We start from the raw sequence: 13,765 nt of genomic DNA on the forward strand, positions 1-13,765 counted from the left end.
CCTCTTATCTGGACTGCCGGAGCAGCCCGCTCACGACGTCTTCCAGCTTCATGCCTCGCGAAGCCTTCACGAGCACGACGTCCTCCGGCTTCACGATGCGCAGCACATCGGCGATAATCTCTTCCTTCTTCTCGAACCAGCGTACGTGGCCCGGCTTGAACTTCTTCGCCGCTGCCTCGGCCAGCTTCCGGGACAGCGGTCCGCACGCGTACACGTAATCGATCCGGTCCGGATTCAAGCGGTCGCCGATCTCTTGGTGGTAGGCTTCTTCCCGATCGCCCAGCTCCAGCATATCGCCCAGAATAATGATCTTGCGGCGGTAGCCTTCGAGCATCTCGAGCAGCTCGATCGCGGCCCGGGTCGAGGTGGGGCTGGAGTTGTACGCGTCGTTCAGCACTGTGAGTCCGGACGGAGCCTTCAGCTGCTCGATCCGCATGCCGGTCAGCTTCACCGTCTTCAGGCCGCGGATCACGTCCGCGTCGCTCACGCCCATATATTTCGAGACGGCGATCGCCGCCAACGCGTTAATGACGTTGTGCTGGCCGAGCATCGGAATGTAGAAGGTGAGCCCGCCGTTCGTTTCCAATGTAAAATGAGTCCCTTGATCGTCCAGCAAAATGCCCGTGGGGCTTATGTCGCTCTTGTCGGTCGCGCCGAACCGGTATCGCAGCAAGCCCTTCGGCTTCGGCATCTCCGGCAGCAGCGCTTCGATCAGCGGCTCGTCGCCGTTGTATATGAGAAGTCCGCCTTCCTTCATGCCATGCATCACTTCCAGCTTCGCCCTGGCGATCTCCTCGCGGGAACCGAGCAGCTCCAGATGCGATTCGCCTATATTCGTAATGATAGCCGCTTCGGGCTCGGCGATGTTCGACAGCAGCTCGATCTCGTGACGGCCGCGCATGCCCATCTCCAGCACCGCCATCTGCGTATCCTCGGACATCTCGAGAATGGTAAGCGGCAAGCCGATATGCCCGTTCAAGTTGCCGGCCGTCTTATGCACTTTATACGTCGTGCGTAGAATGGAGGCGACCATATCCTTGGTCGTCGTCTTCCCGTTGCTGCCTGTGACGGCGATGATCCGGACCGGCAGTTCCTGCCGGTAGGCGTGCGCTAGTTGCTGGAGCGCGGCCAGCGCGTCCGGCACGAGGATCACCGGCATGTTCGCCGGGACGGGCTGATGGTCTTCCTGCCACAGCGTAGCGGCCGCGCCCTTGTCGATCGCTTCCTGCGCGAAGGCGTGCCCGTCGAAGTTCTCTCCGATAATCGGCACGTACAAATTGCCCATCTTGATCGAGCGGGTATCCTTCGAAACCCCTTCGATCTCAAGGTCTTCGTCCACCCCATTCGGGTTCGTCCCGTTCACCATGAGTCGGATTTGTTCGAATGTGCGTCTAATCACTTGTTTCTTCCCCTTATCGCTTCTTGGGCGACCAGCCGGTCGTCGAAATGGATCGCGGTTCCCCCGATGATCTGGGTCGTCTCATGGCCTTTTCCCGCAATTAATACTACATCGCCGGGGCTTGCCATTTCAATAGCCTTTTGGATCGCATGGCGGCGTTCGACCTCCAGCTCGTAAGCATCCGCGTCCATCCCGGCGTCGCGAAGCCCGTTCTCGATCTCTAGCAGAATCGACTCCGGCGGCTCGGTCCGGGGATTATCCGACGTGACGATGCAATAGTCGCTGTACTGCGCCGCGATGCGTCCCATGATCGGACGCTTGCCCCGGTCCCGGTCTCCGCCGCAGCCGAAGACGACCAGGATGCGTCCTTCGGCGAATTCGCTCACTGTGGACAAGGCGTTCTCGAGGCCGTCCGGCGTGTGCGCGTAATCTACGACGACGGCGAAGTCCGGCGCCCCCTCCACGAGCTCCATCCGCCCCGGCACGACGCGGACGCGCTCCAGGCCTTCCCGGATCCGCTCGAGCGGAATGCGCTCCGCGAGCAATGCCGCCGTCGCGGCAAGCGCGTTGTATACATTGAATTTGCCGATCAGCTTCATTCGGATCTCCGCGCTGCCGGCAAACGACGAGATTGTGAACGCGGTCCCCTTCGAGGTGACGCGCACCCCGCTCGCCTGGACGTCGTTCTCGAAATCAAGTCCATACGTGATGACCTCGGCGGCCGTCAAGCGGCTATAATGCCTCGCGGCCGGATCGTCGCCGTTCAATACGGCCACTTGGCGATGAGCGGGATCGGCCGAGTATCCGTTGCTCAGCCGGGCGAAGAACAGCCCTTTCGCCGCTTCGTATTTTTCCATCGTCTGATGGAAATCGAGGTGATCTTGCGTCAAGTTCGTGAAGATCGCAGTCCGGAAATGGCACCCTTTGACACGGCCCAGCTCCAGCGCGTGGCTCGACACCTCCATGACGCAGGCATCGGTGCCCGCCCGGGCCATCCGGCTTAAATTGCGCTGCAGATCGAGCGCCTCCTGCGTCGTCCGCTCGGCCTCGGACCACTCGTCGCCGACCTTCATCGCGATCGTCCCCATCAGACCGGTGCGCCAGCCGAGATCGCTCATCAGCTGTTCCAGGATGAAGGCGGTCGTCGTCTTCCCGTTCGTACCCGTAATCCCGATCAGCTTCATCGCCTGGCTCGGGTAGTCGTAGAAATGCGACGCCAGCACCGCCATGGCGAGTCTCGCGTCCTTCACGATCAGCACCGGCAGGTCGACCGGGACGGGCCGCTCGACGACTAGGGCGACCGCCCCCCGCTCCGCCGCGGCCTTCGCAAAGTGATGACCGTCGTGCACGAGCCCCGGGATGCAGAAGAACAAGTCACCGGGCGACACTTGCCGCGAATCCGTCTGCATGCCCGTAATTTCGGTAGATCCATCCCCCTCCAGCCTGCTCAGCAGCAAGAGGGACGCCAGCTCCGCAAGCCGCATGCCCTTCTCCCCTTCCACTCGAGTTACAACCCCGTTCAAACGCAACCTTATCTATTATAGACAAAAATCAGCTCAGAAAGAATCAATGATTGACATGATCGGACAAATAAATGCGGATCGTCGAGCCTTTCTCTACCCGCTGCCCGGCTTTGGGCGCCTGACTGATCACCTCGGAGCCGGTCCCGAATTTCTCCAGCAGGAAGTTCGAATTCATATCTTCATAGATGTCGCTGACGGTCCGTCCGACCAGGTCCGGCACTTCCACGACCGTCGTCTCCCCATAGCGGTAATCCTTATTCAACTGATCCTTGCTCGGCTCCACCCCGAGGTAACGAAGCGTATCGCCCATAATGTTGCGTACGATCGGCGCGGCGATCAAGCCTCCGAACTGCAAGCCCTGCGGGTCGTCGACGGCTACGTAGACGACGACCTTCGGATCGTTCGCCGGCGCGAAGCCGACGAAGGAGACGATGTGCTCGTCGGGAGAATACCGGCCGTTTACTACTTTTTGCGCGGTCCCGGTTTTGCCGCCGACCCGGTAGCCGTCCAGGAACGCATTGCGTCCGGTGCCCTTGGCTACGACGCTTTCCAGCGCTTCCCGCACCGTCTTCGACGTCTCCTCTGAGATCACTTGCCGGACCAGCTCCGGCTGAACGGTCTCGACCGTCTCGCCGGTATCCGGGTTGACCCAGGCTTTGGCGATATGCGGCTTGAACAGCTTCCCGCCGTTCACTGCTGCGGATACGGCCGTTATCTGCTGGATCGGCGTGACCGACACCCCTTGGCCGAACGCGGTCGTCGCCAGCTCCACCGGACCTACCCTCGACGGCTTGAACATGATCCCGTTCTCCTCGCCGCCCAAGTCAATGCCGGTTTTTTTCCCGAAGCCGAAATTGCCGATATAATCGAACAGTTTTTCTTTGCCGAGCCGCTGGCCCAAGACGACGAAGCCGGGGTTGCAGGAGTTCTCCACGACCTGCAGGAACGTCTGGCTGCCATGGCCGCCGCCCTTCCAGCAGCGCAGCCTGGCCCCCCCTACCTCGATGAAGCCTGGGTCGTAGAAGCTCTCCCGCTTCAGATCCACTTTTTTCTCTTGGACCGCGGCGGCCAGAGTAATGATTTTGAACGTCGACCCGGGTTCGTACGTCATCCAGATCGGCAAATTGCGGTTATAAGTTTCCGAAGGAAAATCCCGATAGTTCGTGGGATCGTATGTCGGCCGGCTGGACATGGCCAGAATCTCGCCGTTGTTCGGATCCATCGCGATCGCGATCACATGCTGGGGCTGGAACTGCAGCATCGCCTGATCGAGCTCCCGCTCCACGAACGACTGAATTTGCTTGTCGATCGTCAGCTGCAAGTTCAAGCCGTCCTTCGGCTGCGTATATTTGTCCGAGGAATTCGGCATCGTGCCGCCCCGTGCATCGGCCAAATACGAGACATTGCCAGGAATGCCGCTGAGCGGCTTATTATAAGAGAGTTCGACTCCTGTTAACCCTTGGTTATCTATGCCCGTGAACCCCATCACGTGGGACGCCAGCGAGCCGAACGGGTAATAGCGTTTGTTGTCTTCCGCTACGACGATTCCGGGCAAGCCCAGCTTGCGGATCTCCTCGGCTTTTTCCTCGGTGATTTTCCGGCCGCCCGGATTAATCTTTACGATCGATTCCCGCTTCTTCACGAGCGCGAGCACCGACTCCTCGCTCATCTCGAGGATGCGGCCAAGTTCCCGCGCCGCGGTCTCCGGGTCTTTCACTTGCGCCGGGATCGCCATTACAGACGGTGAAGTAATATTGTAAGCGAGCCGAACGCCATTGCGGTCCCACAGTTCCCCGCGCTTCGCGGCGAACGGGATCATGCGCCGCCAGTTGTCCTCGGCGCGCTGGGCCAATTCGCTGCCCATCCACAGCTGCACATATCCTAGACGAACGAGCATGGCGGCGAAAAGGATCGTACTTAGGATCAGTGCCAGATACAGACGGCGTCGAACAGTTACGTTAGATACTTTCACGACAGGTGGTCCCCCTTCGCTTCGATTCGCCCTGGGTCGAACGATCAGGTAGCCATAACTTGTCTACCTGACGGTTCATAACAAGACTATTCGAATGCGAAAACGGATAGAACAAGCTGTCGGTTCCGCTTAAGGTTTTTTCCCCGATGGAGTCGGGGTCGGAGTCGGTGATGGTGTTGGTGTCGTACCCGGCTTTGGCGTAGCGCCGGCGGTATTGACGCTATTCGCCGTCTTCCCGGTCGCCCCTGCGCCGCCGGTCGCCGACGCCCCGCTCCCTTTGCCAGGGGCCGGGGTGGCACCCGCTCCTGCCGAGGCTTCCGCCGTTTCGAGCCATGGCTTCAGCTCGAGCTTGGCGGTTTTCTTGTCCCCTTCGGCAGACAACGTCTGACTCACGACATAGCCTTCGCCGGACACTTGGCAATCGATTTTCATATAAGAGCAAATCTCGAGCGAGTCCCGCAGCGATTTGCCCTTCAGATCCGGCAGCTCAGCTTCCTCGACCGGCTCCGTTACGATAAACATTCGTTGCGACGGGTTCATTTCAGTTCCAGGGACAGGGTATTGGGCCACAATTTTCGCCCCTTTTCCGATTGTCACGTAGGCGATCTTCCCGTCGTTCAAGCTTTTCTTCGCGTCCGCGACCGATTGGTTGATCAGATCGGGTACCGAGAATTTTTTCTCGACATTGGCGGTTTGCTCGGTTTTTAGCTTGGCCGACACCCCGAGGTAACGCAAGCTCTGCGACATGACTTCCTTGAAGATGATCGGCGCGACCTTGCTGCCTTCGTGGAAGTCGCCTTTCAAATCCGCCTGATCGACCACGATGGCGATCAGGACTTGAGGGTCTTCGACCGGCGCGAAGCCAATGAAGGAGGTGAGCCAGGTGTCGTCCGAATACTTACCGTTGATGACGACGTTGGCGGTCCCGGTCTTGCCCGCTACCCGGTATCCCTCGATGTAGGCGTTTTTCCCGGTGCCGATCGCCTGGTCCGACACGACCTGCTCGAGATACTCCGTCACCTTCTGGGCGGTAGCCGGCGACACCACCTGGCGCACGACTTGCGGCTGGGTCGTCTGCAGCACTTCTCCGGTCCGCGTGTCCTTGATCGATTTCACGATATACGGCTTCATCAGCTTGCCGCCGTTCGCGATCGCGGCATAGGCCGCCGCCTGTTGAATCCCGGTGACGGATACCCCGCCTTGTCCATATGTTGCCGTCGCATACTCGACCGGGTACCGGAACGAGATCAGCCCTTTCGCTTCTCCCGGCAGGTCGATCCCGGTCTTCTCCCCAAACCCGAAGCGGGCGATATAGTCCTTCAGCTTGTCCGGCTTCAGCTTCTCATAGCCCAGCTTCACGAAGGCGACGTTGCTCGACCGTTTGAGACCGTCCAGATAAGAGATCGGTCCCCAGCCGTTGCCGTTCCAGTCATGCAGCGTATCGCCCAGAATATTGATGCTGCCGGATTTGAACGTCTCCGTCGGATTGAACAGCCCTTCCTCGACCGCGCCGGCCAGCGTGACCAGCTTGAACGTGGAGCCCGGCTCATACATCGATCCTATGGCGTGGTTGTAGAAGTCCTTCTGATCATTCGTATCCCAATACGAGGCCGGGTTGAAGTTCGGGAAGTTGGCCATCGCCAAGATTTCCATCGTTTTCGGGTTGACCGCAATCGCCGACATGCTTTTCGGCTTCCAAGTCTGGTACGATTTTTCCATCGCGGTTTCCAGATAGGACTGGATTTGCTGATCGATGGTAAGTTGAATCGTCTTGCCATCGACCGCCGGCTCATAGCTCGACTTCCCGTCCGGCAGGTCGTAGCCCATCCGGTCCTTCTCGGTTATGATGCGCCCCGGTTTGCCGCTCAGCTCGTTGTTGTACATCGATTCCAGCCCGCCAACCGCCTTGCCGTTTTTATCAAAATAACCGAGAACGTGTGCCGCCATTTTATTGGAAGGGTAATACCGCTTTTGCGTCTCCTCCAGATAAATGCCACGAGTGTTCAAGTTATTGCGGTTGTCGTAAGGCTTCTCCATATCGAAAAATTCCATGATCTCGTCGGCCTTGTCGTTGTCGATCTTCCAGCCTTCGCTTCGCACTTCAACCCATTGGTAGAATTTTCCGTTATCCGCGCGCTTTTTCGTGACGAGGTCCATCATCTCCGACTCCGGCTTGCCCAGGATGGAGCTTAACCCCTGGGCGACGGCCCGTTCCTGCTTCAGTACGTTTATGGCCTGCGGATTGACGATGACCGTGTACGACGGCCCGTCCTCGGCCAGGATGTGATCGTTCCGGTCCAGGATCGAGCCGCGCACAGGCTGGAGCACCTTGTCCTTCTCCCACATTTCCTCGGCCTTCTCCATGAGTCCGGAGGCGCTTACGACTTGCAAGTAATACATTTTTCCGACCAAGACAACAAAAAAGAGGGTGAAGACTCCCCCTATCCATAACGTTCTCAGCTTGGCTCTTTTCGTCATCGCTTAAGCCCCTTTATTCGGTTTTTAGGGTGAGCGGCGATTTGTTCGGTTTACCGTCCGTCTTGGAAGCCGTTCCGGAGTTCGCCGAGTTCGCGGAGTTCACTTGCCCCACTTGACTCACCTGCTTCTCGTTCGGCCCGAGTCCGTACTGGTTGGCCATATCCTGCAGACGCTTCGGGTCCTGCGCCTTGCTGATCTCCAGCTTCAGCTTGTTGTTCTCGACTTGGAGCGCCTTCACTTCTTTTTCTATCATTTGAATCCGCGTGTTCATTTCATAGATTTGGGCGTAACGCCAAATGATGACGCCGGCTACAACGACGCAGATGAGCACGGTGAACAAATACAGCAGCTTCTCCTGCACGGGAATCGGTCTTCGCCGATAGACGGTTTTCTTCGTTTCTTTGATCTGAGGCTTGCGAACTTCCTTCGGCTCGAGAGCCAGATTGCCATGAATGTAGGCCGACACTTGACGTTACCTCCTTAAGCGTCTCTATCAGAAACGCGTCTCGTATAATGAATCGTTCAGGATCGCCGGTCTTGCTTCTCTGCGATTCTCAGCTTGGATGATCTTGCTCTCGGATTTAGCTCCAACTCCCGCTCCGACGGAGCGATCGGCTTCCGGTTCACCAGCTTCAAGTCTCCGTCCGCATTCCCGCACACGCACATCGGAAAATCCGTCGGGCACGTGCATTTTCCTACATGCTCGGCGAACGTCAACTTGCAGATGCGGTCCTCCAGCGAGTGGAACGTAATGACGGCCACGCGTCCGCCTGGAGCCAGGCAGCGGATCGCTTGCTGCAGGGCGTCCTCGAAGGCGCCCAACTCGTCGTTCACCGCGATGCGGAGCGCCTGGAAGCTGCGCTTGGCCGGGTGGCCGCCCGTGCGCCGGGCTGCCGCAGGGATCCCTTCCTTCACCAGCTCCGCCAGCTGCCCGGTGGTCGTCACCGGGGCTTTGGCCCGAGCGGCCACGATCGTTTTCGCGATGCGGCGGGCGAATTTCTCTTCCCCATATTCCTGCAAAATGCGGGCGATCTGCTGCTCGCTCCATTCGTTCACGATCGTCTTCGCCGTAAGCTCAACGCTCCTGTCCATCCGCATATCGAGCTCGGCGTCTTGGTTGTAGCTGAAGCCGCGATCCGCCTCATCGAGCTGTGGCGAGGAGACGCCCAGATCGAACAGAATGCCGTCCACCTGCGGTACCCCGTTCGCATCGACGGGGACATCCAGCTTGCGCAGCTCGCGCTCGAGATGGCGGAAATTCGAGCGGACCAGCGTGACGCGATCCCCATATTCGGCGAGAACGGTCTGCGCGTTGGAGAGCGCCGCATCGTCCTGATCGAACGCGATCAGTCGTCCATCGGCATTCAACCGGGAGGCGATCAACGCACTGTGTCCGGCTCCGCCTAACGTGCAATCCACATAGATCCCGTGCGGCTTCACGCACAACCCGTCTACGGACTCTTCTTTCAGCACCGTAATATGATGAAACACGAACAAGCCCTCCGCTATAAGTCAAAGTTGAAGTCCACCAGCTTCTCCGCGATTTCGTTGAAAGAGGCTTCAGACTGCTTAAAGTAGCTTTCCCAAACTTCCTTGCTCCAAATCTCCACCCGGTTGGATACCCCTAGGACGACGCAATCTTTGTCGAGCTTGGCGTACTCGCAAAGCGTATTCGGGAGATTGACGCGGCCCTGCTTGTCCAGCTCGCATTCGGTGGCGCCGGAGAAGAAGAAACGCGTAAAGGCGCGGGCGTCCGACTTCATGAGCGGAAGTGACTTGAGCTTCTGCTCGAGAATCGCCCATTCTTCCTTCGGATAGACGAACAAGCAGTTGTCCAATCCGCGGGTGACGACGAATTGGGGGCCTAGGGCATCACGGAATTTGGCTGGAATGATCATGCGACCCTTGTCGTCGACAGTGTGCTGATATTCCCCCATGAACATCCGTGCGTCCCCCCTTTCCCACCACTTTCACCCACATTTCACCACATGACTTGATAAATTCGCCACCACAGCAAAAAATCCTGCCGCCACAGACAGGATTCTCAAAAAAAGTTTATGGGGTTAAATGGATGCGGGATCGTCGGGCGGGGTTGGAGGATCGGACGTTACGCGGTTCTCCTGTCTCAGCCGCCGCATGCGCTCCTCCTGCAGCGCTTGCTCTCGACGGCGTCTGCGCCACCATACGGTCAACGGCAATCCGATGATCGCCAGTACGACCAGCACGGGCAGCGCGCCCGCGAGGAAGAGCAGCAGCGACTGCACAATATCCAGCATGACGTCTGCGCTGGCCTTGCCCGTCTGCACGATTCGAGAACCGAACGATTTCCCGGGCTCCTCCTGCGCTTTTTTCCCATCCTCCAGCTTCTGATACAGCCGAATTTCGGCCGTAGAGAAGGCGACGTTCTGCTCCAGATACGTCATGCGGCCTTTGATTTTCTCTATCTCTTCCTGAACCTTTCCCAATTCGTTCGAGAAGCTGATCAATTCGTCCGTCTTCGTCGACTTGGCGAGGAAATCGAGCAACCGTGCTTCCATCACTTGCTTCGATTTCAGCCTGGACGTCAAATCGACGAATTCCTCCGTTACGTCCTGGCCTTGGATGTTTTGCTGCATCGATTTCGGCTTCATTTGCTCCAAATCGGCGATGAACCCGGTAAACCCGGTTGACGGGATTTTGACGGTCAGCGTGCCGCTTAGCTCGTTAGCGGTACGATTCTCGGAAAACTGGACGATGTATCCGCCAGCAAGGAGCGCCTTATTTTTAATGTCCGATTGGGCGTCGGCATAACTGTCTACCTGCATCGTAATGTTCGCCTTGTAAATGATTTTCCGGTCGAAGGCACCGGCGCTCGTCGGTAGCGCCATCCCGGGAGAACTGGCTGAAGCCGAAGCGCCTGACGTCTGGGCAGCTGCGGACTTCGTCGATCCCGCTTGGTCCTTCTTAGCGGCGGGAGCGGCATTCGCGAGCTCCGCCTGCGAAGCCGGAGCCGCTTGAAGGCTTTCCGCCGTTCGGGAATCCTCCCCGCCGGCCTTATTGTCGCTCGTGCTGCACCCTCCCGCCAAAAGCGCGATCGCGAACGCCGCCGCAGCCGCCAACCATACGATTGCGTGCCGACCTTTCCTGCTCCGCCGCCTCCATCTGATCTCCATGGCAACCCAACCCCCTAGTCGTTTGCGCTATTGTAAGCGTCTACTCATCAGACGAAGCAATAACACCCAGGGTTGCATGATATTGGATGCGACGAACAAAAAACATCCGGTTCTCGGAAGATCCTGTGGCTCGGGTGGCATGGAAAAAGCCGGTTTGTCCCCAGAGGCAAAAATCCCCGTCCTGCCGGGATGGCGGGACGGGGATGCAGCCGACCAAGAGCGGAATTAATGCTCGGCCCAGCTGTCCAAATAGTTCTTTTGTTCTTCGGTCAGCTTGTCGATGCCTTTGCCGAGCGACGCCAGCTTGAAGCGGGCGACTTGCTCGTCGAGCTCGTACGGTACGTTGACGACCTTTTTGCCGATCGCTTCGTATTGCTCGTTTACGTACTTCAGCGACATCGCCTGAAGCGCGAACGTCATGTCCATAATCTCGGCCGGATGTCCGTCGCCGGCGGCCAAGTTCACGAGACGGCCTTCGGCCAGCACATACACCTTGCGGCCGTCCTTGAGCGCGTACTCTTCGATGTTGCGGCGCACGGTGCGCTTCGACACGCTTCTCGCTTCCAGCTCCGGCTTGTTCACTTCGACGTCGAAATGGCCCGCGTTCGAGAGGATCGCGCCGTCCTTCATCACGTCGTAGTGCTCGCCGCGAATCACGTCGCGGTTGCCGGTAACGGTCACGAAGAAGTCGCCGACCTTAGCGGCTTCCACCATCGGCATTACGTCGAAGCCGTCCATATAGGCTTCCACAGCCTTGATCGCGTCGATTTCCGTAACGATGACATTGGCGCCCAGACCTTTGGCGCGCATAGCCACGCCTTTGCCGCACCAGCCGTAGCCTACGACGACTACCGTCTTGCCCGCCACTACGAGGTTCGTCGTCCGGTTGATGCCGTCCCATACGGATTGGCCGGTCCCGTAGCGGTTGTCGAACAAGTATTTGCAGAATGCGTCGTTAACGGCGACCATAGGGAACTTCAACTGCCCTTCCTTCTCCATCGCCTTCAGCCGGAGTATGCCGGTCGTCGTCTCTTCCGCGCCGCCGCGCACTTGCGGCAGCAAATCTTGGCGCTCGGAGTGGAGAATCGTAACGAGATCGCCGCCGTCGTCGATGATCAGGTCCGGCTTCGTCTCCAGCGTATGGATGAGCAGCTGCTTGTATTCTTCGGGAGACGGGTTGTACTTCGCGAAAACGGTGATCCCGTCTTCCACGAGCGCTGCGCACACATCGTCCTGCGTGGACAACGGGTTGCTACCCGTAATTGTCACATCCGCGCCGCCGGCCTGCACTACTTTCGCCAAATAGGCGGTCTTCGCTTCCAGATGGAGCGAGATGGCCACCTTCAGCCCTTTGAACGGCTGCTCCTTCTCGAATTGCTCGCGAATCCGGTTCAACACCGGCATGTGGGCTTGCACCCAATCGATTTTCAAATGTCCGTCCGGCGCCGCGGCCGGGTTCGCGATAATGCTGCGCTCTTTGGCTGACATATGTAGCCTCCTCTAGGTTAATGGGGTACTTCGCTTTTTGACAATACCGGGGATATCTCTAAAAATATACTATTCGGTGCGTATCGTCCGGCGACAGGGGCATGTCAATCAATTCCTTCAGCCAACCGTCCCCATACTTCACCAGATACATCAGGGCATTGTACACCCTCTCCTGCGGCTTGCCCTGAGGGGCAAGCGAGACGTACAGCCGTTCCCAATGCCGCAGCGCGGTGTCGAACTGGCTCGCGAACGCTTCGTTCGCCCGCGTCTCGAGAAACTCGATCTGCTCGACGATCTTCTGCAGGTTCGTCTCCCCCAGCTTGCGCATGCCGGGGTTCAGCGCCCCGATCGTGTCAACGATCGGCTTGTACATGTCGGTGAAGCGCAGCTTGGCATCGGCGAACCGCTCGGCCAGCTCAGTCGAGCCAAGACCTGCAAGCCATGCTTGCTTTTTCTCCTCATACCGCAGCAGGACGTCCTCGAATTGCAGGTCGTACTTGTTCATCTGCTTTTGCAGCGTGCCTTCCACAAGCGTGAACTCGAGCCGCTGCGTCAAGATCGGCATCTGCAGGCCGAACTGCTCGAAGGCCGGGCGCAGCAGTCCCCAGTACGCAATCTCCGAGGTGCCGAGCACGGCGGAGAGGACCGGTAACAAGTAATCCTGCATCAGCGGCCGGGTCATGACGTTGTTGCTCAGCCGCTCCGGCTCCGCCTCCGCAAGCTGTAGCAGCTGATCCCGCGTTAATCGCAGCTCGCCGCGCTTGTCCGTATACAACCCGTCCTCGCAGCTCAGCAGCAGCCGCTCGCCGTCCTGCAGCACGAACAGGTTCGCGTTGTCCGGCCGCACTTCCGCTTGAGGCTTGTAGCCGAGCTCCTGCATCAGGGTCTGGGTTGCCATCAGGCATGCGCTTAGCTCGCGCTCACCCTCGACCAGGCGTCGGAACATCGGAGCTTCCAGCTGCCGCAGCGCCGGATCGGCCGAATCGACGAGGATCAGGCCATAGGCACCGAACCATTGCGCCAGAAGGCGCGCAAAGCCGAGCGACAGCGTATCCGATTCCATGCACGCCTGCCGCACTTGATTCAGGAGCGGCCCCTTGAACTCGGTGTTCATGAGCATCCCCTCGAGCTCGTCGATCGCCGCCAGCCAATCTTCCCGAGATACCAGAACGTCGCTCACCGGTCCGCGCTTCTCCGGCACAGTCGCTAGTTTGATTTTATGGATCGAGAGCGCGTCCGTCAATACGTGCGTGTGATTTACTTCATCCCAATCGTGGTCCTCGCCGGCAATCCAGAACACCGGCACGACGCGGCGGTTCAACCGCTCCGAGGCGGCACGCGCCGCCTGCAGCGCGGTGATCGCCTTGTACATCACGAGCAGCGGGCCCGTGAAAAGTCCGGCCTGCTGACCGCCGACGACGGCCAGCGTGCGCGGATCGCGCAGCGCTTCGATCGCCTCCAGCGCCTCCGGCGCATTGCCGATCGTTTCATTATAGCGGCGCAGCGTGTCCGCCAGCGCCGACCGATCCGCCTGCGGCCGCCCGGCCGTATCCAGCCAGTCGGCGCGGCGCTGGATCGTCTGCGGGTCCTGCGGGTCATAGGCGTACAGCTGCGCGACCGACGCGAAACGCTCCTTATGGTCGCGAGCGAGCGGCTGGCCGGGCTGCCCTATATATGGCTCTATTCGCATGCCGAGCCCTCCTTGATCTACCGTTATTTGTACAGCTATTAGTTCCCAGGTTTCGGCATTGTA

General features: G+C 58.9%; 10 protein-coding genes. All 10 read right to left on the reverse strand.

Features of this window, described 5'->3' with window-relative positions:
- Positions 1 to 4: 4 nt before the first annotated feature.
- The gene (locus tag ACI5FR_RS11310; RefSeq protein ID WP_405454451.1) at positions 5 to 1,399 is read right to left on the reverse strand and encodes a UDP-N-acetylmuramoyl-tripeptide--D-alanyl-D-alanine ligase; all 1,395 of its coding nucleotides are present in this window, start codon (positions 1,397 to 1,399) and stop codon (positions 5 to 7) included.
- Positions 1,396 to 2,883 (reverse strand): UDP-N-acetylmuramoyl-L-alanyl-D-glutamate--2,6-diaminopimelate ligase, encoded by a 1,488-nt coding sequence (locus ACI5FR_RS11315; protein ID WP_405454453.1) that lies wholly within the window; start codon positions 2,881 to 2,883, stop codon positions 1,396 to 1,398. The genes ACI5FR_RS11310 and ACI5FR_RS11315 overlap by 4 nt, the downstream gene beginning before the upstream one ends.
- 82 nt (positions 2,884 to 2,965) lie before the next feature.
- Positions 2,966 to 4,894, reverse strand: a complete 1,929-nt coding sequence (locus ACI5FR_RS11320; RefSeq protein WP_405454455.1) for a stage V sporulation protein D — start codon at positions 4,892 to 4,894, stop codon at positions 2,966 to 2,968.
- A 129-nt stretch (positions 4,895 to 5,023) separates the two neighbouring features.
- Complete coding sequence (locus ACI5FR_RS11325; protein ID WP_405454457.1) at positions 5,024 to 7,372, reverse strand: penicillin-binding transpeptidase domain-containing protein; 2,349 nt, start codon at positions 7,370 to 7,372, stop codon at positions 5,024 to 5,026.
- A 13-nt stretch (positions 7,373 to 7,385) separates the two neighbouring features.
- Positions 7,386 to 7,838 (reverse strand): cell division protein FtsL, encoded by a 453-nt coding sequence (gene ftsL, locus ACI5FR_RS11330; RefSeq protein WP_405454459.1) that lies wholly within the window; start codon positions 7,836 to 7,838, stop codon positions 7,386 to 7,388.
- Positions 7,839 to 7,894: 56 nt separating this feature from the next.
- Positions 7,895 to 8,863, reverse strand: a complete 969-nt coding sequence (gene rsmH, locus ACI5FR_RS11335; protein WP_405454461.1) for a 16S rRNA (cytosine(1402)-N(4))-methyltransferase RsmH — start codon at positions 8,861 to 8,863, stop codon at positions 7,895 to 7,897.
- Positions 8,864 to 8,877: 14 nt separating this feature from the next.
- A complete protein-coding gene (gene mraZ, locus ACI5FR_RS11340) occupies positions 8,878 to 9,315 on the reverse strand; it encodes a division/cell wall cluster transcriptional repressor MraZ (protein WP_405454463.1) in 438 nt (145 codons plus the stop codon).
- A 120-nt stretch (positions 9,316 to 9,435) separates the two neighbouring features.
- Positions 9,436 to 10,524, reverse strand: coding sequence for a DUF4349 domain-containing protein (locus ACI5FR_RS11345; protein WP_405454464.1), 1,089 nt, complete (start codon positions 10,522 to 10,524; stop codon positions 9,436 to 9,438).
- A gap of 225 nt (positions 10,525 to 10,749) precedes the next feature.
- Complete coding sequence (locus ACI5FR_RS11350) at positions 10,750 to 12,012, reverse strand: adenosylhomocysteinase (RefSeq protein WP_405454465.1); 1,263 nt, start codon at positions 12,010 to 12,012, stop codon at positions 10,750 to 10,752.
- Positions 12,013 to 12,070: 58 nt separating this feature from the next.
- A complete protein-coding gene (gene bshC / locus ACI5FR_RS11355) occupies positions 12,071 to 13,702 on the reverse strand; it encodes a bacillithiol biosynthesis cysteine-adding enzyme BshC (protein WP_405454467.1) in 1,632 nt (543 codons plus the stop codon).
- Positions 13,703 to 13,765 lie beyond the last annotated feature (63 nt).

Origin of the sequence: Paenibacillus sp. HJGM_3, assembly GCF_045062745.1 — a bacterium.
Lineage (GTDB): Bacteria > Bacillota > Bacilli > Paenibacillales > NBRC-103111 > Paenibacillus_AA.

What these genes read in the sequence shown, in the direction of transcription:
- ACI5FR_RS11315 (WP_405454453.1), bottom strand. Translation starts at nt 2,883, where the DNA reads ATGCGGCTTGCGGAGCTGGCGTCCCTCTTGCTGCTGAGCAGGCTGGAG.
- ACI5FR_RS11325 (WP_405454457.1), bottom strand. Translation starts at nt 7,372, where the DNA reads ATGACGAAAAGAGCCAAGCTGAGAACGTTATGGATAGGGGGAGTCTTC.
- mraZ (WP_405454463.1), bottom strand. Translation starts at nt 9,315, where the DNA reads ATGTTCATGGGGGAATATCAGCACACTGTCGACGACAAGGGTCGCATG.
- ACI5FR_RS11345 (WP_405454464.1), bottom strand. Translation starts at nt 10,524, where the DNA reads ATGGAGATCAGATGGAGGCGGCGGAGCAGGAAAGGTCGGCACGCAATC.
- ACI5FR_RS11350 (WP_405454465.1), bottom strand. Translation starts at nt 12,012, where the DNA reads ATGTCAGCCAAAGAGCGCAGCATTATCGCGAACCCGGCCGCGGCGCCG.
- bshC (WP_405454467.1), bottom strand. Translation starts at nt 13,702, where the DNA reads ATGCGAATAGAGCCATATATAGGGCAGCCCGGCCAGCCGCTCGCTCGC.